The sequence below is a fragment of the Fructilactobacillus florum DSM 22689 = JCM 16035 genome (genome assembly GCF_001436645.1).
GTDB classification, from domain to species: Bacteria; Bacillota; Bacilli; order Lactobacillales; family Lactobacillaceae; genus Fructilactobacillus; species Fructilactobacillus florum.
Map to the genome: position 1 here is coordinate 1 of NZ_AYZI01000004.1, position 21,435 is coordinate 21,435.

24 protein-coding genes are annotated in these 21,435 nt (G+C 42.3%); all 24 read left to right on the forward strand.

Features of this window, described 5'->3' with window-relative positions; genetic code table 11:
* Window positions 1-179 precede the first annotated feature (179 nt).
* A complete protein-coding gene (locus FC87_RS02795; RefSeq protein ID WP_162257633.1) occupies window positions 180-608 on the forward strand; it encodes an ArpU family phage packaging/lysis transcriptional regulator in 429 nt (142 codons plus the stop codon).
* 349 nt (window positions 609-957) lie between these two features.
* Window positions 958-1,758, forward strand: coding sequence for a terminase small subunit (locus FC87_RS02800; protein ID WP_054691022.1), 801 nt, complete (start codon window positions 958-960; stop codon window positions 1,756-1,758).
* Window positions 1,748-3,103 carry a PBSX family phage terminase large subunit gene (locus FC87_RS02805; RefSeq protein ID WP_056961567.1) on the forward strand — a complete coding sequence of 452 codons (1,356 nt, stop codon included), beginning with the start codon at window positions 1,748-1,750 and terminating at the stop codon, window positions 3,101-3,103. Before FC87_RS02800 ends, FC87_RS02805 begins: the two co-directional genes overlap by 11 nt.
* Window positions 3,103-4,800, forward strand: coding sequence for a phage portal protein (locus FC87_RS02810; protein ID WP_054691020.1), 1,698 nt, complete (start codon window positions 3,103-3,105; stop codon window positions 4,798-4,800). The genes FC87_RS02805 and FC87_RS02810 overlap by 1 nt, the downstream gene beginning before the upstream one ends.
* Window positions 4,781-5,236 (forward strand): hypothetical protein, encoded by a 456-nt coding sequence (locus FC87_RS02815; protein WP_054691018.1) that lies wholly within the window; start codon window positions 4,781-4,783, stop codon window positions 5,234-5,236. Before FC87_RS02810 ends, FC87_RS02815 begins: the two co-directional genes overlap by 20 nt.
* Window positions 5,236-6,537, forward strand: a complete 1,302-nt coding sequence (locus FC87_RS02820; protein WP_054691016.1) for a minor capsid protein — start codon at window positions 5,236-5,238, stop codon at window positions 6,535-6,537. The genes FC87_RS02815 and FC87_RS02820 overlap by 1 nt, the downstream gene beginning before the upstream one ends.
* Window positions 6,538-6,805: 268 nt before the next feature.
* Entirely contained in the window at window positions 6,806-7,408 is a 603-nt protein-coding gene (locus FC87_RS02825; protein ID WP_054691014.1) for a capsid assembly scaffolding protein Gp46 family protein, read from the forward strand.
* 1 nt (window position 7,409) lies between these two features.
* Entirely contained in the window at window positions 7,410-8,447 is a 1,038-nt protein-coding gene (locus FC87_RS02830; protein WP_054691012.1) for a hypothetical protein, read from the forward strand.
* 8 nt (window positions 8,448-8,455) lie between these two features.
* Window positions 8,456-8,803, forward strand: a complete 348-nt coding sequence (locus FC87_RS02835) for a hypothetical protein (RefSeq protein WP_054691010.1) — start codon at window positions 8,456-8,458, stop codon at window positions 8,801-8,803.
* The gene (locus FC87_RS02840; protein ID WP_054691008.1) at window positions 8,796-9,413 is read left to right on the forward strand and encodes a hypothetical protein; all 618 of its coding nucleotides are present in this window, start codon (window positions 8,796-8,798) and stop codon (window positions 9,411-9,413) included. Before FC87_RS02835 ends, FC87_RS02840 begins: the two co-directional genes overlap by 8 nt.
* Window positions 9,410-9,748, forward strand: a complete 339-nt coding sequence (locus tag FC87_RS02845) for a hypothetical protein (RefSeq protein WP_054691007.1) — start codon at window positions 9,410-9,412, stop codon at window positions 9,746-9,748. The genes FC87_RS02840 and FC87_RS02845 overlap by 4 nt, the downstream gene beginning before the upstream one ends.
* Window positions 9,741-10,181, forward strand: a complete 441-nt coding sequence (locus tag FC87_RS02850) for a phage neck terminator protein (protein WP_477190166.1) — start codon at window positions 9,741-9,743, stop codon at window positions 10,179-10,181. Before FC87_RS02845 ends, FC87_RS02850 begins: the two co-directional genes overlap by 8 nt.
* A gap of 3 nt (window positions 10,182-10,184) precedes the next feature.
* Entirely contained in the window at window positions 10,185-11,279 is a 1,095-nt protein-coding gene (locus FC87_RS02855; RefSeq protein ID WP_054691003.1) for a hypothetical protein, read from the forward strand.
* A 13-nt stretch (window positions 11,280-11,292) separates the two neighbouring features.
* Window positions 11,293-11,784: a hypothetical protein gene (locus tag FC87_RS02860; RefSeq protein WP_054691001.1), complete on the forward strand. Its 492-nt coding sequence runs from the start codon at window positions 11,293-11,295 to the stop codon at window positions 11,782-11,784.
* A gap of 51 nt (window positions 11,785-11,835) precedes the next feature.
* Entirely contained in the window at window positions 11,836-12,474 is a 639-nt protein-coding gene (locus tag FC87_RS02865) for a hypothetical protein (protein ID WP_056961572.1), read from the forward strand.
* Window positions 12,425-12,724, forward strand: a complete 300-nt coding sequence (locus tag FC87_RS02870) for a hypothetical protein (protein ID WP_156656523.1) — start codon at window positions 12,425-12,427, stop codon at window positions 12,722-12,724. Before FC87_RS02865 ends, FC87_RS02870 begins: the two co-directional genes overlap by 50 nt.
* An 18-nt stretch (window positions 12,725-12,742) precedes the next feature.
* A complete protein-coding gene (locus tag FC87_RS02875) occupies window positions 12,743-16,579 on the forward strand; it encodes a tape measure protein (RefSeq protein ID WP_056961574.1) in 3,837 nt (1,278 codons plus the stop codon).
* The gene (locus FC87_RS02880; RefSeq protein WP_056961576.1) at window positions 16,579-17,532 is read left to right on the forward strand and encodes a LysM peptidoglycan-binding domain-containing protein; all 954 of its coding nucleotides are present in this window, start codon (window positions 16,579-16,581) and stop codon (window positions 17,530-17,532) included. Before FC87_RS02875 ends, FC87_RS02880 begins: the two co-directional genes overlap by 1 nt.
* The gene (locus tag FC87_RS02885; protein WP_054690981.1) at window positions 17,532-17,873 is read left to right on the forward strand and encodes a phage baseplate plug family protein; all 342 of its coding nucleotides are present in this window, start codon (window positions 17,532-17,534) and stop codon (window positions 17,871-17,873) included. The genes FC87_RS02880 and FC87_RS02885 overlap by 1 nt, the downstream gene beginning before the upstream one ends.
* The gene (locus tag FC87_RS02890; RefSeq protein ID WP_156656524.1) at window positions 17,854-18,774 is read left to right on the forward strand and encodes a hypothetical protein; all 921 of its coding nucleotides are present in this window, start codon (window positions 17,854-17,856) and stop codon (window positions 18,772-18,774) included. Before FC87_RS02885 ends, FC87_RS02890 begins: the two co-directional genes overlap by 20 nt.
* A complete protein-coding gene (locus FC87_RS02895; protein ID WP_054690977.1) occupies window positions 18,767-19,159 on the forward strand; it encodes a hypothetical protein in 393 nt (130 codons plus the stop codon). Before FC87_RS02890 ends, FC87_RS02895 begins: the two co-directional genes overlap by 8 nt.
* Entirely contained in the window at window positions 19,156-19,542 is a 387-nt protein-coding gene (locus FC87_RS02900; protein WP_056961578.1) for a contractile injection system sheath initiator, read from the forward strand. The genes FC87_RS02895 and FC87_RS02900 overlap by 4 nt, the downstream gene beginning before the upstream one ends.
* A complete protein-coding gene (locus tag FC87_RS02905; RefSeq protein WP_056961580.1) occupies window positions 19,526-20,758 on the forward strand; it encodes a baseplate J/gp47 family protein in 1,233 nt (410 codons plus the stop codon). Before FC87_RS02900 ends, FC87_RS02905 begins: the two co-directional genes overlap by 17 nt.
* Window positions 20,755-21,435 (forward strand): hypothetical protein, encoded by a 681-nt coding sequence (locus FC87_RS02910; protein ID WP_156656525.1) that lies wholly within the window; start codon window positions 20,755-20,757, stop codon window positions 21,433-21,435. Before FC87_RS02905 ends, FC87_RS02910 begins: the two co-directional genes overlap by 4 nt.

Here is a 21,435-nt window from a genome sequence, read left to right on the forward strand (position 1 = left end):
AACGTATTAAATTACTTTACAAAGCTTGGAAACATCCAGAACGAGTGGTGGTTGAAGATGAGAAATGATTGGAATAGCGGGAAACGTGCGTCTGAAATAATTGCGCTGGTTGTCTGCGTCTATGTGATGCTAGCTATAATGCTGGCGGTAGCGAGCGTGCTATGATTGGGGGTTATCAGTTGGTTAAAGGCAGAAAAGAAATCGAAGATGCTAAGAAAATCCTAGAGCGATACCAAGAAGCTCATTTAGTCGAGCTAGCCAATAAAGTTGGGATTAGCAGTCCGTCATTTGATGATCAGCCGAAATCAGGCGGCTTTGAGAATAGCCAAGAAGACAAGCTGGTTAATAGCATGGAAAGAAGCCAAGCCGAGACGTGCTTTTGTAAACGGGTAAGGATGACGATATCTTTAATCCATGATGAGATTAACGCTGATAGTGCTAGCATTCTTAAGCTTATCTATATGTATGGCAAGACTAACGATGAAGTCATGGAAACGCTGAGATTATCCAAAAGCCACTATTATAGGCAGAAGAATGACGCACTACTAATCTTCAAGAAGATGTTTGGTAATTTCAACATTGGCGATATGGGACAAAAATGGGACTAATTTGGGACACTTTTGGGACTAATTTGGGACTAATTTGGGACTCTATCGGGACTGGTACATGCTACAATTGGTATTGTAGAGAAATGGCAAAGAGCCATTATCTACAGCAATGTAATTCTTTCTCTGTTAATGGTTTGGCAATAACCTATTGCGAGATTCCTTTTCATCATGTGTTGTTTCTTCCTGTTTTCTTTAAAATCCTAATTCCAAGAAAGTCAGTTCTCACGAGCTGATTTTTTTGTTGCATTATTTTTCTGATGGAATGAATAACACTACAAACAAGAGCTAAAAACATAAGTCAGTTCTCACGAGCTGATTTTTTAATACATAAAAAAATAACGGAGGTGTGGTGGATGAAGTGAGTAAGAGAGATGACGCTAAAGCCGATTACTTAATTGGTAAGTCATATAAAGAGATAGCGAAGAAATACGGCGTTAGTCCTGCTACAGTTCGTGCGTGGAAGTCACGTTACGGATGGCCAAGCAAGCCACGTAAAGCAAAACGCAACAGCGACAGTGCAACGCAACAAAGTGACGCAACAGAAAGGCAACATATTGCAACAGATGTTTTTGTGACAGATAAAGCACTGACAGAAAAGCAGAAGTTATTTTGTGTGTATTATCTACAATCTTTTAACGCTACGCAGTCATATTTAAAAGCGTATGGCTCATCGTACGATACAGCTAAGGTAAATAGTACCAAAACGCTAGCCAATACTAACATACAGGCTTATATAGCTCAGCTCAAAGAGCAGACTGGTAAGCAACTGGGGCTAGATATCCTAGACTTGGTAAAGTCTGACGCTAAACAAGCTTTTGGCGATATCGGCGATTATGTGGATTATACGGTTAATGTGTTTAATGAAACAGATACAAAGGGAAAACCAGTTAGGGATGCAAACGGAGATGTTGTTACCAGTCGTCAAATAGACGTTTATTTTAAAGATAAAGAGTCAATCGATACATCAATCATCAAATCAATCACGATTGGTAAGGATGGACGCAAGATTGAGTTAAAGGATAGCGACAAGGCTAAGGAACGTCTATACAGATTCTTTACGGCTGGTAGCAATAGTGGCAAAGAACAGATGAACGTTATCGATAGGTTACTGGGCAAGATAGCAAAGGGTGTGGCTAAGAATGACAGTTAGCGATGTGTTTACAGCTAAACAGCAACAAGTGCTAGATCAGGAGTGTAACAATCCTGACTGGACACTGATGATTAACTATGGCGCTGTTCGAGCTGGCAAGACTTATGTTGATAACTTCGTATTCTTGTATGAGTTGCAACACGCAGCACGAATTGCTCAATCTAATGGCGTTGCACATCCGCAATATATTTTAGCTGGAGCTAGCTCAAAAACAATTGATAGTAACATCTTGGTTGAGCTGTTTAACACGCTTGGGATTAAGTTCAAGTTTGACAGACACAATACCTTTGACGTCAACTTCCCCGACTTACCTCCTGTTCGAGTCGTGCAAGCCTACACTGAGAACATCCGTGGGATTGCTGGTATTCGTGGTATCACGGCTTACGGTGCTTATATCAACGAAGCGTCGCTAGCTAACGAACAAGTGTTCAAAGAAATTAGAGAGCGTTGTTCTGCTGATGGTGCAAGAGTAGTCTGCGATACTAACCCTGACGTTCCAACGCACTGGCTGAAAACGAAGTATATCGATAAAGCTAAAGACGACAAGTACATCATAGCTAACCACTTCACGCTGGAAGATAACCGAGCTAACTTAAGCGACCACTATATCGAGTCACTGAAGCAAACGACACCCGCAGGAATGTTCTACGACCGAACGATTAAAGGTTTGTGGGTAGCAGGCGAGGGATTAGTCTACAGTTCTTTCAATGAGAATGATAACTTAATCACGCAAGCAGACTTCGATAAGATCGAGCGCAATAAAGCGTTGACTTACTATTGCGGACTGGACTGGGGATTTGAACATAAGGGCTCAATCGTTCTGCTTGCTGATGATGAAGATGGTAATACGTATCTGGTCAAAGAGTGGACGTATCAACACAAACAGATTGAGTACTGGCAAGATATTGCTAAAGAGATTCAGGGACGATATGGAATTAACATTCCATTCTATTGTGACAGCGCTAGACCTGAGTATGTTGCACGCTTTCAGGAAGCTAACATCAATGCTATCAATGCCTACAAAGCACGCTTAACAGGTGTTGAAGATGTATCACGACTGATATATAACAAGCGTTTCAAAGCAATCAAAGATAATCTTGTAGACTTTGAGACTGAGATATATCAATACATTTGGGATGATAAGACTGGCGAGCCTATCAAGAAAGATGGTATGGACGACTGTATGGACGCACTACGTTACGGGGTTGCAACGAAACGCTGGTTCGAGCGTGACAAACAGTTGCAACAGCAACGCAACAGTTCGATCGATGAACAGCGCAACGTGCTTATCGAACATGGCTTGGCAGATGATGACTTTACTGATGACGAAAGGTGGGGAGTATAATGGTTGACTTGAACGATTTACTAAAGTATCCAACGAATGTTCCAAGGAAAGACAAACAGGGTTCTAATCGTTTTGGGACTGAATCTAACATCCGCTACGCAATTCCACAGTCGGCTTTTGTTAATCTAAAAGGCGGTAGCAAAGCTTTTACGACACTGGTTCAGTACTACACGACTCAACATTATCAAAACGAACTAGAACGTATCATAGAACTGCAACGTTACTATTTTGGCGACAACAATATCCATTACTGGAAGTCGACAATCAAAACTGATAAGCAAAGCGATAACAAGATATCCAATCCGTGGGCTACCTACATTACTAACTTGCGAGTCGGTCACCAGTTTGGCAATCCAATCCAGTATGGTTATGAGAATACGAGCGATGAGAAAGATAACGGCGAAAGCTTACTTGAAGAAGTTGATGCTTTCAACAATGGCAATAACGAGAGCTACCATAATCGCATTATGGCAATCAATATGTTTACAACTGGTGTTGCGTACGAGTTGTTGTACATCGCTGATGGGACTAATCAGCCTAAGCTAACAGCGATTAATCCAAACACATGTTTTGTCGTATGGTCGACAGATATTGACCCAGTCGAGCTATTTGCCGTTCGCTATTACGAGATATCAGTTGCGGGCAACAGTAGCTACAATGTCGAAGTCTACACTGATGACAGTATCTACTATTATGATGCTGGCAATGATATCGGTGGAGACTGGACGTTAACAAAAGTCGAGCCACATTATATCGGCTCAGTGCCAATCACAGAGTTCAACAACAATCCTGAGCGCATGGGTTGCTACGAGCGAGTCCTTGATAAGATTGATGAGTTTGATGAGTCTGAAAGTCAGATGGCTAACAACCAGCAGGACTTCAGCAACGCTCAATTGATGATTAGTGGAGAAGTTACTAACTCACATGGCAAGCCTGAAGCGCTCACTGATAAGCATGGCAACCAAATCTATCTTGATAAAAATGGTTTGCAGACAATCAAATCAGTTGACGATGATGGTAATAAGAATGCACCGTTAATGCAAAGCAAAGTGCTTAACACTCACGCAAACGTTCTTTACCTGAAACCAACTAGGATTAGCAATCCGAGCGGTCAAGACCAAGTTATACCGACCACGGCGAGTTATCTAACCAAGGAACTCAACGTTGCTGATTGGGACAAGCATCGACAGGATATTGCCAACGAAATTATGCTATTCACAAACACGCCTAACGTTTTAGACCAAAACTTCGCTAACAACGCTAGCGGGGTAGCAATGGCTTACAAGCTGTTTGGAATGGATCAGGAGACAGCATTAACAACGGCACTGTACACAAACGGTATCCATCGTCGCTTGCAATTGCTGGCTAACTATCTAGGCTTACAGCCTGATTCAGCAGTCAGTGCTGACAGTGATACTGATAATCCTGCTAACGTAACCATCACATTTACTCCTAACAATCCAAAGAATGGGCAAGAGATTGTCGCTAATATCCAATCGTTGAACGCAACTGGAGCTATTAGTCACGAAACAATCCAAGATATGGCTAGTCAAATTACAGGAGTTCCACAGTCGCAAGAACAGCAACGAATGGACGACCAGCAACAAGCTAACAGCGATAGAATCAATAAAGCTAATGCAAACGTCTTTGGTAACAACTTGAAAGGTGGCGATGGTGTTGGCGGAGCAGATGACTAATGAAGAGATACTTAATGCTGAGAAAGAAAGGGTTAAGCAGTTAGTTGCTAAAGACCAGCTCAACGCTGACAAGATAGACAGTATCTATCAGCAAGCGATGACAGTTGCGTCTGCTACGACTAAAGTTTTCTTCGACAAGTACCAGCAAGATGGTCAGCTAAGCTTGTCTGACGTATCACAGTCGCCGACTCAGTGGGATATTGAGCAGTATCAGAAAGCTATCAATCAGATGATGGCTACTGCTAGCGTGACCAGTGATTTACGCAAACAGCTCAACGTTCTTTATCAACAAGCTTTGCTAACACGACGGTCACTGCTTGGCTCACTGCTTGGCTCAGCAGTCGTCATTGCAACAGCTAATGTGAAAGAACTGGGTCATAAAGTCATTAAATCCGACTACCAAGAGGGATACAATCACTTTGGGGGTGGTAGCTAGTGGACACTGACGATTTTGACGAAGCGCTAGATAATCATGCACAATCGGCGATTGGCAAGGGTCAGCAAGAACTTTATTCATCACTTCAAAGTGGAATGAGTGAAGATGATTTAAAGCAACTGACTGACGTTACTAGCGCTAGCGATGACAGACAGTCGGGAAATATCTCATCGGCAATTAATACTGAAGTATCACAGACTCAGACGCTATTGCGAACTGAAGCCAGTAGTGCTAACAATGATGGTGCTACGGACGCAATGAAAGAAAACGACGTTGAATATGTTCATCTACTGACCGAGGGAGACGAGAAAGTCTGCGATATCTGCGATAGTTATTGGGACAGCAACCCGTTTGAGATTGACGATGCACCAAATATTCCCGACGATACGCATCCTAACTGCCGTTGCCAGCTGATACCTTGCGACGCAGATGATACATTGCTTGGAACAATCGGTAATAATGACGATAGCGGAGATGATGGTAGTAGCACTGATAACGACGATCCTGACAATGATAATCCTGATGGTTCAGGCGATGATGGTTCAGATGATACGTTGCAAGACAAGTACGATACTTATCAAGACTATCAGCGTGACTATCAAGCGCCGTTTGATGAAACTGATAAAGACGCAATGGGCGATTACATTGAGAGTAATTATGGTATAGAATGGAAAGAGAAGAAGCGTGCACACTACAAAATCAGTCCTGAAACAATGGCTAATACTGTACGTGTGCTAGATCGTTTCTTTTCGTACTATCCTAATTTCTTAGATAACGGGCAGTATAAATTTACGTCGCTTGAATCGCATGTCTTTACTGGTAGTTCTGCTAGAGCTGAAGCTTATGTTCAGTCGCTAAGATGGCGTGATGGAAGAAAAGAGCAGTCGCTCCATTTGAATTCCAAGCACGGAGACCTAGAAGCTCAGCAGAAGATGACAGACTACTCCTTTCAGACAAACTGGTTTAGGGGTAATGACACTTCGACTCATATTCCAACTCATGAATTTGGTCATGCCGTTGATAATAATCTGACCGCCGCTAGTGGCTCAGATGTTAGAGTATCTGAGCAGATTCTTACACAAATGTATCGAGAAGATCGGGGAGACCATTACGATAGTAGTGATTTTCAGCACAACGAAGACTTCAAGCATTGGGCTTTCGATAACATCGGTACTTATGGCTCAAAATCGACAGCTGAGGGATTTGCCGAACTATTTACTGAGTATTATGGTTGTGACAATCCAAGACCAGTCGCAGTTAGGTTTGGAAAGATTATAGACAATATGTTAAGGGAGATGTAACTATGTATGCACCTAAAGGGTTAAAGTGGTGGTACAAAGATGACAATTTAGTCGACCACATAAGAGATGATGCCCCGCAATGGGCTAAAGATGAGTTTAAAGAGTATTTCGAGCTACTAAATGATCCGAATATAGATGTATGAAGCACTTAACAAAGCGTTGAGTGCTTTTAGTTTGCCTTTTATTCGCAGGCGTTAAAGAACGATGCTAGTTGAGAAACTTAAAACCTTACTTAGTCTACTGACTTAAAAAAATGGAGGAGTTCTAAATGACTGAAGAATTAAAATACACCCAAGCTGATATGGATAAGGCTATGGCTAGCAAGGCTAAAGAGTACGATACAAAGTACGCTGCCGAAATCGAAAAGCTGAAAGCTGAAAACGAAACTGCGATTGAACAAGCCAAGAAAGAAGCGAAAGCTGACGGTATGAAAGCTGGCGAAGAACGGGCAAAGATGACTGCCACTGAGAAAGCTAAAGCTGAATACCAAGATAAATTGGACGAGTTCAATCAAAAGCAGGAAGAGTTTAAGAGTCAGCAAGAAGAATTCGAGAAGCAGAATGCTTTAATTGCTACCCGCAAGCTTTTGCAAGACAAGAAACTTCCCGATAGTTTTGCAAACATGCTATCTAGTACGGACGAAGAAACCCGTAAGAAAAACGTCGAAGAGTTTGCCAAGTCCTATCAATCGGGTATTGATAAAGCCGTCGCTGAGAAAACTAAAGGAGCTGGCACTCCTCAGGCTGGCGGAGCTCCTATCGATACAACGCACATCACTGCTGAAGAGTTTGGCAAGATGAACTACGACCAGCAGATGACGCTGTATCAACAAGATGCTGATTTGTATCACAAATTGAAAGGAGAGCTATAACATGGCTTTTACAGATAAAACAGATTTATCCAAATTGATTGTTCCTGAAGTCTTTTCAGATTATGTCCAGCGACAATCAACTCAAACTAACCGATTGATTCAATCGGGTATCATTTCAACCGACCCAGTATTAGGAAGTCGATTGTTACAACCAGGTTGGCTTATCAACGTTCCACAATTGAACGATTTGACTGGCGACCCACAAGAATGGGACGACAAGACTGATATTAAGACTGATTCGCTTGATTCAGCAGAAGAACAAGAAGTCAAATTCAGCGATGCTAAAGCCTTTGCTGCTACCGATTTTGGACAACTTATCTCAGGTGCTCCAGTGGCTCAACAGATTGCTAGCCGTTTCTCTGCTTGGTGGACACGCTTAGACGAACGGCGAGCTTTGCGATTAGTTAAGAATACTTTTCTCAATGCTGATGTGTTGGCAGCCAAAGGTTTCCACATTGGATCAGAAACCGATTTAAGCGCCAAAGACTTCATTGCTGCGCTATCACGAATGGGCGATGTGATGAATAACACATTATCTAAAGTTGCTGTTAATTCCGCAGCATACGCTGAGATGAGCCGTCAAAACTTGATTGAGTACGTTCAGCCAAGTAACGTGGCTATGCCAACGCCAACGTACCAAGGAATGACGATTGTACAAGATGACAGCATTCCTGTTGATTCAAAGGGTGTAACGTCTGCTTTCATCTTTGGCAATGGCTCAATCCACTACTCTACTGCTATTCCATCAAATGGCGTTGTAGTTGACCGTGACGAGACGTCAAATGGTGGACAGCAAGCCGTTATCAACAAGCGAATGTCAACTATGCACATCGAGGGAACGTCATTAGATTTGACACAACTTACCAGCGGTAATCCAGCTAATTTCCGTTCAGACTTTGAAAACGGCAAAGCGCTTTACAAAGTTGCTAGTGACCCCCGTGATATTCAGATCGTGCAATACGGATTCAAGATTGGTACTGATTTGTTAGTGCCTGGTGTTAACACTACTGACGCACCAAAATCCACGAGTGGTAAGTAGGTGGTTAGATGGACGAAGTAACTCCTAAATACGTCAAGAGTTCAATGCCAATTTTTGCTGACTTTACCGATGAAGATGTGCAAGCCCGTATTGACGAAGCCAAGACTGAAGTTGACGTCGATAAGATTGACGAGAAGATGGTCAACGTGGCTATTGTCACGTTTGCCCGTCATTTACTCTATCTTGACTACTTCACTGGCAATGGCGGTGTGACGTCAGCTGGAACGCTTGGCAATACTCAGACCATTGCTGATATGCACAACGATGACCCATATTTACAAAGATATCAGTCAATCGTTGAGAAGTACGGTATCAGCAGTAATTACGGCTCAGTTACGAGTGATTGGTATGAGTGAGCTAACGGACGTAGCCGACCAAATTACTAGATTCCGTGAGCAGTGCGATATTATCAGCGGACTACAACTTTACGTTGGAGTTCCAAAGGACGATGAGTTCCTTACGATGATTGCGCTTGTTAATGAGAACGGTAAAACCATCACTCCGCAGAATGGTCAGTGGCTATGTATTCCCGTCAAAGAAACCGTTGGTAAGAAGCCTAGCGAGATATCTGGACTATTCCGTCCGAAAGGTAAGAATGTGCTTGCCGTTTCTGACAAGAGTCAGTCTAACGGTATTCGTGTGATGTATATCCTGCGAAAGTCCGTAACCATTCCACCACGACCATTCCTGCGGACTTGCCTTGCTAACAACCAAGACAAGTGGATGGAATTTGCCCGTGACAGAATGTATCAAATGCTTAACGGGGATATTGATGCACACGAAGCTATGAATAGATTAGGCGATAAGGTAGTCAAAGACCTTAAGAAAACTATTCTTGAGCTGAAAGACCCGCATAACGCACCGCTAACGGTGGATAACAAGGGTGCTGACAATCCATTGATTCAGACTGGTAAGCTATACCGAACTATCACTTATGTAGTCGCAGAAAAAGGAGCTGAGAAATGAGATTCCAAAACTTTTCTAATTTTAAGTTCAACATGAAAATGTTGGCTCAGCCCTTAACAATTACTACTGATGACGGTACGCAGACAGTCAACGAACCACTGGTCAATCAGTCCAACCCGAACATCAACTTTCAGTCGATTGTCGGTGGGGAACTTGAAGTCGGTACTATGTTTTGGCTATCAAAGCTACACGTTGATAAAGGTACACGTGTTACTGACGCATCAGGCACAACCTATCAAGTAGCTAGCATTGCTCAAGACGTGGCTGGTGGGATAATGATCTACTCACTCAAAGAGAATAGCAACCGTAGGAGAGAGGGCGATTCCGATTTCTGAACTTAATCTATATGGTCAATTTGAGCAAATGGTTACCGATATTATCCATCAGTACGAGCCTAAAGTTCCCGTTGTTTCTGAAGAACGCATAGGTAAGCAACCAAGCTACCCGTATATTACGTATAGCCCAGTTGTTGCTCACAAACAGACGTACTTCAACGACTATGACGGCAAGCCGTTCGAGATGGAGTATCAATTCAAATGTGTATCTGATATCAAAACTGAATCACTAGGAATGGCTGACTGGTTGCGTCGGTTATTTTTTTTGACCGATCCAGCTAATAAACTACGTGAGAACGGTGTTGTGCTAGAAACAGTGGAAGATATGCCGAATACCGATTCGTACTTTAACATTGATTGGCAATTCCAAAACGGATTGACTATGACTTTTTATATAAAACCTGATTATAAAAACGAGCAAAAGAAAGGATAAATTATGAGCGTAATTATTAAGCGTCCAACCAACGTTCACTTGACTGTTTCAATCCAGCAAGTAGTAAAGGGCGTTGGCAAGCCAGCAATCGCAATCTTAACTAAAGGTACTAGCACCAAAGCTAAGATTTACTCCACGATTGATGACTTATCACAAGACTATAACGAATCAACTGATGTCTTTGAGACTGCGAAAGCAGCGTTCGAAGTGCCAGGATTTAATGAGTCAGTGGAAGTTCTTCAGTACGGCTCAACCGCAGCGCTACAAGCACCTACGCAATCGTCAGATAACGGCAACGTTTCGACTAGCGATAGCAACACTACTGCGTTGACTCCAGTATCACAGATTGTAGCTGACCATTTGTTCGATGGTTTCAACTACCTTGTTCCTGACAAGACAGTTCCTGAGACTGACTTAGAAGACTTGTCAGATTTCTTATACGATAATCAGCGGGTTGTACTTTACGCACAGCTCAACTCAGTTGCTGATTTACAGAAGCTCAGCACTCATGTTCAGTCATATCAGAAAGACGACAAAGAGAAGCAAGGCAATACAGGCGCTATCGTTGAAACGTCTGACCGCAAGCCAGCTGTTCAGATTGTTGCTTATGCCTCAATCAACGCTCCAACTGATTTAGGTCATGTTGGTAACTTGAGTCAGATGGTACCTGATGACGATCTAACTCAGTCAGATTATGAAGCAATTGACTCTGCTAACGGCTCAGTCGTTGTCAACAAAGCTGATTGGGCAATGTCTAATTCAGGCAAAGCCTTGAAAGGCAACTACATCGACCAATTTGTTCACGTTCAGATGGTAACTGATGAGATTAAACGAGTAATTCAAAATTACTTGAACTCTCAGAAGTTCCCTGCTTACGATGAATCAACGGTATCGATGATTGAAAAATTGATTGATGGTGTTTCTAAAGAATACACAGCAAATGGTATCTTAGTTGATCCTATCGTGGTTACATCAACGCCTATTAATCAAGTACCCGATCGACTGGTTGAAGATCGTGAATTCAGTAAGTTTGGATTTAATTTCAAAATCGCAAACGACGTTCAGGATATCAATGCCAACGTCAACGTAATTGTCTAGAAAGGAGTAACAGATGGCTAAAGCAAAAATGAGTAACGGTGGGGAAATTAACATTTTATCTTCCCGTTTTCAACATGTTTATGTGCGTCAACACGGTAAAATTCGTGAAATTACCGATTTAAAAAATGGGACTGCTGGATCAATTGCACCGAACGCAGCTAAATATACTTATGCTGCTGGATTCCACGGCGATATGCACATGATGGAATCTGCGGATAACTCATATAAGACTACGCTTAACTTGATCACTGGTAGTGATGACGCTAAGTTCTTCAATGCCTTGTACGAGTTACAGTTAAATTCAGGTCCTGATGACGACACAACCTTTGATGTTATCTACGAAGATACTTCAAACCATGTCAAAGTGACGCTAGAGGGGTCTAACATCGATACCCGACCAACAATTCCTATCCAAAATACGGATTCTACAACCGCAGTATCAATTCACAGCGGTAACATGGTTGACGAATCCGAATTGCCCGACGGCGATTCACTTTTCAATTAATCATCGACCCTGGCAATTTCGTCAGGGTCTTTTTTTATAAAAGGAGAAATTATGACCACTCAAAATAATGCCAAGAAAAAAGTAGAAACTCTGTTCGATTCTCAAGTTAAACACGAAGTTAAGTGGACTGATGCAGACGGTAAGGAACAGAAAGCCACAGTCACTTTAGAACATCCGTCAACCGCAGTTACGCTTGAAGTTATGGACGCATTACAATCCAATGACAATTTCTCAAACTTAGCCAAGGCTTTCTATTTACTAATGAATAATGTGATTGTTTCTCCGAAAATGTCGTATGAACAACTAGACAGCGAATTGGAAGCGTCCGATAAGTCTAAGACAATCACTTTAAAGAACGCCAAGGGTAAAGAATGTAAATTCGTCTTGAAATTCCCTGGTTATGAAACTGGCTTTAATTTAATTTCGATGGCGTCAAATAACCGTGGTGGCTTAAACCTAGCTAATAGCTTACCTGCCGTCTTAGATAAAATGGTGCGTAATGACACTGGTAACGGATACATTAAAATTGGCGACTTTGACAATGGAGAAAAATACGACGGCTTAGCCTTTGACGTCTATCAGCAAGCTACTGAATTCTTATCCAGAGTCCTAAACAAAAACGGTGTGATGGCAAAGCTCAATGAGTCTGCGACGTTTCTTGCGAACACAGTATCGGTCAGCGCTGACTAAATATCTTGATAAAGATGGCAATATTGACCACGACAAAGTTGACGAGATGACCGACAGAACAGCCAATGTTATCAATGCTGGCTACTGGCTCAACTTGAGTGAGTCTGAGCTGATGGAACAAACGCCTGACAACCTAGTCGACAGTATCTTTAAAGCGCAAAGGCTACAGAAAGACGCTTTCGAAATGCAAAGCAACGCAACTTATAACGGATTTGCTAAAGCGCTTAATCAGCTTTTCAGCGATAAATAAATAGAAAGGAGGTAACTCATGGCAGAAAAAAATGCTGGCTTTAATTTTGACGTCAAGGTTGCTGGCTTAGATCAGCTTAACCACATTAGTTCGATGATAAACGATTTACAAGACAAGATTGGCTCAATCACTGCAAAGCTTGGTAGTTTAGGCGGAGAGTTTGGCAATCTAGGAAGTAAAGGTAAGTCGGGGCTTGATTCTATCAAAGCGTCAACCGACAGCATAAGAACGGCTAATACCGAAGTTTCATCGTCAATTAAGTCAATGGGTAGCGACTATAGTGCTTTAAAAGGGAAGTCTGAAAGCTTTTCTAAGTCAGCTGACGCATCTAGTGAGTTTCGTAAGAACAACGAGCCACTAAATGAGCTGAGAGACAAGGTTAGCAAAGTTTCTCAGGAAACCGAGAAGCTCAAGCAACCTAAGACGATGAAGCTAACTGCTGAAGATGAAGCTAGTCCTAAGATTAGCGAAGTACGTGGCAAGGTTGATAAGCTTAGCGAATCAGGAGAAACCACCAAAAAGCACTTTGGTGGTCTCCACGATGTGATGATGGGCTCATTTCTTGGCGGTGCTATCAGTAATGGTGTTAACCAGCTGACTGGCAGTCTGACTGAGCAAGCTAAAGCTGGTTATGAAGATGCCAAAGCAGCCGACTCTTTCAATTCCAAGTTTAAGAACATGGGATTAAACAAAGAGGGGATCGATAAGCTTGGTGCGTCAATCAAAGATATCAAGGAAAACTCTAATATTTCTGGTGGTGCTGTTACTAGCTTGGAACAGAAGTTCTACGGACTAACTGGTAACGTTGATAAGACGGACAAGCTTTCCAAAGGTGTTGGGAGTCTTGCCGACCAAATGAGACTGACAGGATCACAAGCGGATGCCTTTGCCGGTGGATTAAACAGGATTGAAGGCTCTGGTAAAGTCACTGGTCAATCTCTAGCACGACTTGAGCGAACAGCCCCCGGATTTGGTAACGCATTGCAGAAATCATCAGGGATGAGTAAAGATGCTTTCGATAAGTTGGTTCAATCTGGTAAGATGACCAGTTCGCAGTTCAACGATATCTTGGAAAGCGCTAGCCAAAGCTACGGCAAGAACTCCAAGGAGTTCGATAAGACAGCTGACGGCTCAATGCACCATTTGCAAACAGCCTATGCTGACGCTAGAAAGTCGCTTTTTAAGCCACTTGTCAGCGTGCAAAGTAGCGGACTGAATGAGCTATCGCAAGCAATGGATTCTCCACAAATGCAAAAAGCTTTAGAAGCACTAGGAAAAGGTATTGGGAACATTGCAACGAAACTTGCTGGATTGATGACGTATCTAGCGCAACACTCTAAAGATATCGGCTCAATCATTGGCAGTATATCTACAATCATTGGACTATTGGCTCAAGGCATTTGGTCAGTCTTTAAATCAGCAATTAGCGCTATTTCAGACGCATTTGGAGACTTAACTGGCAATTCCAAAAAAACACATGACCCGCTTAAACAAACATCTGATTTGCTCAAAGAAGTTGCCGACCATAAACAAGCGCTTAAAGAGGTTGGAGTAGTTCTTGTAGGTCTATTTGCAGTTAAAAAAGTCTACGATTTTGCTAAAGGATTAACTGAATTTGTAAAAGGGATTAAAGAAATTAACGCTGTTCTTAAAATCACGACCGGAATTCAAGCAGCGCTTGATATTGTTATGTCTCCATGGTTCTTTATACCTGCTGCGATCATTGCTGTTATTGCTGTTCTAGTTTTGCTTTATAACAAATGCAAGCCATTCAGAGATTTTGTCAACGCTTTATGGAAAGATGTTTCAAAACTATTTGGTGGGCTATTCAAGTGGATTGGTCAAGCAGTTAAGAAAGTTGGAGATTTCTTCAATGGTATTGGCAAGTGGTGGAATAAGAATCAAAAAGCCAACCAAAAAGCCAACGAACAGCAGAAAAAAGAAAACGACAAATTCATGAAAGGTCTCAAGAAAGGCTGGGACGACCTTGGCTCTGGTATCGGTAAGATGTGGGATTCAACTAGGAAAACCACTAGCAAACTATGGGACGGAATGAAGAAAGATTCCAGTCATCTTGGCAAAGATATCGGCAACGGCTTTAGGGACGCACCTAAGACGGCTCAGACTTTTGTTGACCAAATGCATAACGGTGTTAACAAGACTGTTCAAAATCTGCGTGATAATACTCCTAAACAGTTCAGAAACATGTGGACAGACGCTAACAATTTAACTAAAGATGGGACGAAAACTAACTCCGACCTAACCAAGATTGGCTCAGATTTAATCCACGGTCACTGGAACAGGCTTGGAAGTGATGTTCATAATGCCGTCAATGATATGTGGAAAGGTGTTAAGGATATTTTTAAATCCAGTTATGACTGGCTGAATGACTTGACGGGCGGTCGACTTGGCAAGATTGTCGACCTGTTCAAAAGCGCTTGGAAGAGTGTGTCTGATGGTATCAAACAGTTATGGGACTGGATAAAAGATATCTGGAATCATTCGATCGGCTGGGTTGTCGACAAATGGAACGGTATGTGGAGTTCCATTGGCGATAAAGTCAAGAGTGCTTATAACGGAATCCATCACGACTTTGTATCAATCGTCCGTGGAATCATTAGTCCTTTCAATGCGATGCTTGGTGGACTGGAAAAAGGTATCAACTGGGTACTTGACAAGGTTGGTGCTGACAAGATTAAAGGCAAGTGGGAAATTCCCGAACCAGGTTATGCTAACGGGACTCCAAACACACAGGGACACCCAGGCGGGCTGGCACTTGTCAATGACGGTGCTGGACAGAATTACAGGGAAATGTATCAGCTCCCCGATGGAACAATCGGAATGTTTCCTAAGCAACGTAATTTGCACGTCATGTTGCCAAAGGGAACTAGCGTACTAGATGGCGAACGGTCAGCACAGCTATCTAAGCGCATGGGAGTTCCTGCTTATGCTAGCGGTATTGGTAAGATTGTAGGCAACGTCACTAAAGCCGTCAGTGGTACTTTTAAAGGTCTATGGGACGAAGGTGTGGACTTGATGGATAAAGCCGACGATATCCTTAAAAAACCAGCCGAGTTCTTATCGACGGTATTCGATAAATTTATCGGTGGCGTCAGCTCAAAGATTAGTTTAGCTAGCGATATCATTACCCACTTCCCTGGTACTGTTGCCAAAGGTGGAATCAACTGGGTTAAAAAACTATTCGAAGATTTTGGTGGTGGTGGCAAAGGAGCACCTGCTGGGGCTGGAGTTCAACGATGGGCAGGGCAAGTTAAAGAAGCCCTTAAAATGCTTGGACTATCAACAGACGACAGCATGGTACAGCGAGTCCTGCGTCAGATTGCGACTGAATCCAGTGGTAACGAAAAAGCCGTTCAGGGTGCTATTGGAGATATCAATAACCGTACTGGAAACCTTGCCCGTGGATTAATGCAAGTTATTCCACCTACTTTTAATGCTAACAAGCTACCAGGACACGGAGATATCATGAATGGTTTCGATAACATTCTAGCTGGTTTGAATTACGCTAAGAAAACATACGGACCAAGTCTAAGTTTCTTGGGTAATGGACACGGGTATGCAAATGGTGGGCACGTTGATAAAGACGAGCTTAGCTTGGTTGGCGAGCGGGGTCCTGAACTCTTCAAGCCTGATAGCGCTGGAACAGTTATTAGCCACGAAGCTAGCAAGCACTTTGCCAGCCAAAACAGTGGCAAGGTATCAATCGACAATCGGACAACAATTAACGTCCAGAATGCCGACAACGATGGGCTATCGAAAATCGACAGTATCTTGTCACAACGTAACGATGATTTTGTGAAGAAAGCTAAAACTATTTTAGGGGGTGCTATCTAATGGCTATTACTGATGCTTACAGCGATAAGGAAATAAAAGCCCGTGCAGTTGCTTATAAGAAAAAAGTGCAATTGCTTGCGACTAAAGAAACAACTAATTCCGAACAGATAAAGTCTCTTGAGAAAAAGCTAGATTATCACGACTCATCAACCGCAACTCTAACTGAGTTAGAGCATGCCAAAGTTGAAGCAGCGCTACAAGAATCGCAGAAACTGCACGAAAGCTTAGCTCATCGTAAAGACTTAGCAAAGGAAAAGCAACAACTGTATGAGAATGTTGTGCATACCCGTGAGTACGAAGTTCAATCAGGACGTAGTAACTCAGATAATATTCATGCTTTCATTGAAGATGCTAGAAAAAATCACGCTAATAAAGGACTAACTGCAATCTATCGGGCTGATATGAGCGAGACGACGGTTATAATGCTGGTTGAATCAGCGCCAACTGAAACTGTTAATTCATCAAACGCTACTTATCCAACACCATCAGCCGAGCCGAGAATTAACTACTCAGTTAATACCGACAAGACACTATCCGCAAGTTATATCTTGTATGGTAATGGGTACAACGATATCGTCAGCAAATATCAAAAGTTACTAACATGGCAGATGAACGGCGTCCAGCTGACCATTGATGGCTTTAGTTATTTGCCAAACGTCTACTTTACGTCAGTAGCACGATCTATGAGTGAGCCACGAGTTAATTCCATGGACTTGGCGATTAGCTTTACCAGCGCACTTCATGCTATCGAGCGAACGACTGTAACAGTCAAGCCACCGCAGCCACCAACGCCACCACCAGCACCAAATCCAGGCGTTTGGATTACGGTTACACGTGGTATGACTTATTGGTGGATGTGGACGAAGTGGGGTACTTCAATCCAGCAACTGCGTGATTGGAATCACTACCCCGACCGATTTATACCTATCGGCGTGAGAGTGAGGGTTGCCTAATGCCACAAAAGAAATATGTAAATATCGACACAAAGCATATGCCGTATTATCAAACGATTAAACTTGATGATGGTAACTATAATCTGCGATTTAACTGGAATGAAATCGGGCGATTCTATACTGTTGACCTATTCGATGCCAAGAATAACTTAATCTACGCAGGAGAGCGCTTACAGCTCAATCAGCGTTTATGGCGTGGGATTTGGAATGAGAAGTTTCCAATGGAGACTTTGATTCCTATTGACGACAGTGGAAAAGAAACCGAGATTAATCCAGCTAATTTGAATGTGACAGTATTTTTGTGTGTAGATGATGGGAGTGATGGCAGTGACTCAAATTGATACTAATCAAGGCGAATACTTTAACTACGATTCTCATTGTATTATCACGCACGTCAGCGGAGATACGACTACTGCAATAGATTTTCATGCAAAAGAGATTAACTTTGACTACTCAGTTGTTAGCAATGACGAGAACACGCCGAGTCAAAACACCGTAACTATCTACAACATGACTAAAACGGCTTTTAACACCATTTCGATTGGCGATAAAGTGCAAATTAATACAGGGCCCGCAAACATCTATGGAATGATTGTTATCGGTTATATCAGTTCAATTGTCCCGCAGGCGTCTAATCAAGATGACGCAGTGGTCATCACATTCATTGAGGGACAAAGCTACGCGGATATCGATAAGCTCAAAGTAACTAATACCGTTACTTATGGCAAAAATGACGACAAAGAAAAAGACGTCACATCTAACGTCAGCTTTAACGCTGGCACATATGCCTCAACTATTATTAGCACGATTGCCAGCCAAGCAGGAATTAGCCTAGCTGGAGTTAATCTTGGTAACAACAAATGCTATACAAACGGATACTCAGCTGATGAGAAGCCAATCGATGTTATCAATGCCGTTGCAACTGACTGCAATTCCCGTATGTATTACCGTCCGACAGGACTTTATGTAGATAGCATTAATGCACCTGATCCTTACACCGCAGCGATTGTCATTGGTACGGTTGATTACGGTCCAATTGAGAAAGATGCACAACTAAACGCTAACTCTGGCGATAATGGCGGTAATACCTATACCATGAATGGATTCGATGACCCACGACTTTATGCTGGTTGTCCCGTATTCGTCAAAACTAACTCATTGTGGGGATTGCATAGAGTGAAGCAAGTGACGCACTCTCATACGCAAACTACCTACACGATGGAGGTGGAAGTCTATGCCTAACCGCCAAGAACCCGATCCAAATGGGAAAATGATCAGCTTTCTTAATAACGACCTGCCAGTTATCGTTGGTAGCTCAATCAATTGCCATACGCTAGGACGGATAACATTTTACGACAGCTCACGTCATCGTGCTAACGTGCAACCACTGCCACTAAAGTCAACTGGTCAAGTGAGAGCCATCTTAATCAATTGCATTGTTCCAGCGTCACTTTATTTAGTTGATGAAAAAGATAGCCTGAATCTGCTACACGTTGGCTCAGTAGTCTTAGTCGGATTCCTAGATAGAGACGCAGACAACTGGCACGGCTCACAACCCTTTAAGTTAGCGAGTTATCGATTGCACAGTATTCAAGACGCTATTATAGAAAGCGTGGTGGAGAATTGAAATCAATCCAAATAGATCCAGTGACAAACGACGTTGCTTTTAATAGAAGTAATGGCGTTTTTAATTTTGTTAATGATAACGATGAATTAGCTCAAAGAATCAAGATACTACTTGGAACGAATCTAGGCGAAATACCGTGGGATCGTACAAAAGGATTCGACCAAAATAATATCATCCGCAATGGGAAGCAGATTCACGTCATAGAAACTGCAATTACTGAATATCTTAAGAAACAGCTCAATACTTTTGTGGAAGTCAAAGTAACGAGTATCACTCATCACGATAACCGTGTTACCGATATGGCTATCGATATTAATTTAAAACATCAGCAAGTACAAAAAATACAAGTGATTGGAGGCGAAGCCAATGGGAATGACCAATAACGGTTATCAATTGCCGTCACTATCGGAAATTAGAAAAGACGTCGATAATCTTTTCATCAAATATTTTGGCGAAGATATCGACTTGACCGATGGACAAATCGAGGGGTTATTATCTGGTATCTTGGCAACTGTATCAAGCCAAAACGAGCAGTTAGGTCAAGCTATCTACAAAGCTATGTTTATCCAATCTTCAAGCGGTAAGAATCTAGAAGATCATGGTACAGATATCGGTATTTATCGAAAGCTGGCAACTGAATCTGATGTTGATTTACAGATTGACAGCTACGTAGACCCAAGCAATCCAACGATTGTCCCAGCTGGAACACAGTTTGGAACTGCTGATGGACACCTTTTCGCAACACTAGCAGAACTTAAGCTAACTGAGCCAGCCAGCTATACTGATAGTGGTGGAAAAGAACATCCGCTTACTGACAAGTATGGCAATGCCTTGGCACGGGGAACGGTGCAAGCTAAGTCTATGGAAGCAGGCTATGCTGAGAACGTAATGCCAAACACGATTATCGTCGCTGAGAACGTTGTAGGAGGTTTCTATGCCGTTACTAATCTTGACAGTGCAACAGGTGGCTCAGACGCTGAGACGGACGAGCAGTTGCGTAATCGTATCTTAGTCAATAACCGGCACGTTCCTAGCGAGACTAAGAGTGGGATTGAAACGGCGATTAAAAACATCGCAGGTGTTACTGATTCTAGATTAATTGCGAACAATACAATGCAAGACGACTCATATGGCAATCCGCCTAAATCGTGTCATCTTTATGTAATTGGTGGCGATGACATCGAGATAGCAACAACTTACTTTAACCATTTAACGCCAGTATCAACTACCGTTGGAAAAATTAGCGTTGAAGTGCTTGATATTGCGAAAAAGCCTGTTGAGATTAAATTCGACCGTGCCAAAACTGTACCTATCTATATTGATGTTGTATTAACGGTTGACGATACCCAGTTCAACGCTGACTCAGCTCCTGAAACAATCAAAAAGAACATTTTATCCTATCTTAGTTTGCTAACGATGGGATCTGATGTTCTTTTTTCACAGCTTTTTGCACCAGCATACTCAGTTTCAGGCGTTAAAAACGTCCAGATTAAGCTAGGTACTAGCCAAGACTCAATGAGTGAGAACGATATTTCAGTCGACCAGTTCGAGTTACCAGTTAGCAGTCGTGACCTAATTTCGATAGAAGTTAGGAGTTGATAACGATGTTTGAAACTGACACTGACCTTTCTAACGAAGCGATTGAGAGACAGATACAGACGTCGCTACCATCAGTTCTGAGCCAACTACCAGATAGTAATAACCAAAAGTTATTACACATCATCTCTGACCTAGCTTGCCTTGGCAAAGACAATCTGTTGAGCGTCTACAAATGTAAACAGTTGAAGTATTCAAGTAATGCTTGCTTAGATTTGATTGCCGAAGAGTACAACATCAAGCGAATTGATGATGATGATGAGTTTTTGCGGTTTATGGTTCGTACAAAAATTATGCAAAATACCTACGGCTCAACTACTAACGAACTTAAAAAGATGATATCGATTGTCATGGAATTGCCAATCGATCAATTCGATTTTGAAGCAACTGCTAATCCTGAAGAACTTGTAATTACTAATATTCCATTCGATTTCATATCAGGCGCAAAGACTGAAGTAAAGCGAAAGCTTGTAGTCGAAGCAATTCAAGATATGCTACCGCCTGAGTATTTGTTGGCTGACGTTCGTTACAGTAAATCAACATATCTTAACGTTATCTACGCACTATCTTCATCACGCAACAAGCTTAACAACGGTCTTCCAAGCTACGAATATTCTCACAAACAAGCTATAAACGCCACGACGAAGTTTATTTCTAATAAGAACAAATTTAAGGAGTGA

What these genes read in the sequence shown, in the direction of transcription:
- FC87_RS02830 (WP_054691012.1), top strand. Translation starts at nt 7,410, where the DNA reads ATGGCTTTTACAGATAAAACAGATTTATCCAAATTGATTGTTCCTGAA.
- FC87_RS02840 (WP_054691008.1), top strand. Translation starts at nt 8,796, where the DNA reads ATGAGTGAGCTAACGGACGTAGCCGACCAAATTACTAGATTCCGTGAG.
- FC87_RS02835 (WP_054691010.1), top strand. Translation starts at nt 8,456, where the DNA reads ATGGACGAAGTAACTCCTAAATACGTCAAGAGTTCAATGCCAATTTTT.
- FC87_RS02810 (WP_054691020.1), top strand. Translation starts at nt 3,103, where the DNA reads ATGGTTGACTTGAACGATTTACTAAAGTATCCAACGAATGTTCCAAGG.
- FC87_RS02845 (WP_054691007.1), top strand. Translation starts at nt 9,410, where the DNA reads ATGAGATTCCAAAACTTTTCTAATTTTAAGTTCAACATGAAAATGTTG.
- FC87_RS02895 (WP_054690977.1), top strand. Translation starts at nt 18,767, where the DNA reads ATGCCTAACCGCCAAGAACCCGATCCAAATGGGAAAATGATCAGCTTT.
- FC87_RS02875 (WP_056961574.1), top strand. Translation starts at nt 12,743, where the DNA reads ATGGCAGAAAAAAATGCTGGCTTTAATTTTGACGTCAAGGTTGCTGGC.
- FC87_RS02885 (WP_054690981.1), top strand. Translation starts at nt 17,532, where the DNA reads ATGCCACAAAAGAAATATGTAAATATCGACACAAAGCATATGCCGTAT.
- FC87_RS02865 (WP_056961572.1), top strand. Translation starts at nt 11,836, where the DNA reads ATGACCACTCAAAATAATGCCAAGAAAAAAGTAGAAACTCTGTTCGAT.
- FC87_RS02860 (WP_054691001.1), top strand. Translation starts at nt 11,293, where the DNA reads ATGGCTAAAGCAAAAATGAGTAACGGTGGGGAAATTAACATTTTATCT.
- FC87_RS02890 (WP_156656524.1), top strand. Translation starts at nt 17,854, where the DNA reads ATGGCAGTGACTCAAATTGATACTAATCAAGGCGAATACTTTAACTAC.
- FC87_RS02870 (WP_156656523.1), top strand. Translation starts at nt 12,425, where the DNA reads ATGAGTCTGCGACGTTTCTTGCGAACACAGTATCGGTCAGCGCTGACT.
- FC87_RS02825 (WP_054691014.1), top strand. Translation starts at nt 6,806, where the DNA reads ATGACTGAAGAATTAAAATACACCCAAGCTGATATGGATAAGGCTATG.
- FC87_RS02855 (WP_054691003.1), top strand. Translation starts at nt 10,185, where the DNA reads ATGAGCGTAATTATTAAGCGTCCAACCAACGTTCACTTGACTGTTTCA.
- FC87_RS02905 (WP_056961580.1), top strand. Translation starts at nt 19,526, where the DNA reads ATGGGAATGACCAATAACGGTTATCAATTGCCGTCACTATCGGAAATT.
- FC87_RS02880 (WP_056961576.1), top strand. Translation starts at nt 16,579, where the DNA reads ATGGCTATTACTGATGCTTACAGCGATAAGGAAATAAAAGCCCGTGCA.
- FC87_RS02805 (WP_056961567.1), top strand. Translation starts at nt 1,748, where the DNA reads ATGACAGTTAGCGATGTGTTTACAGCTAAACAGCAACAAGTGCTAGAT.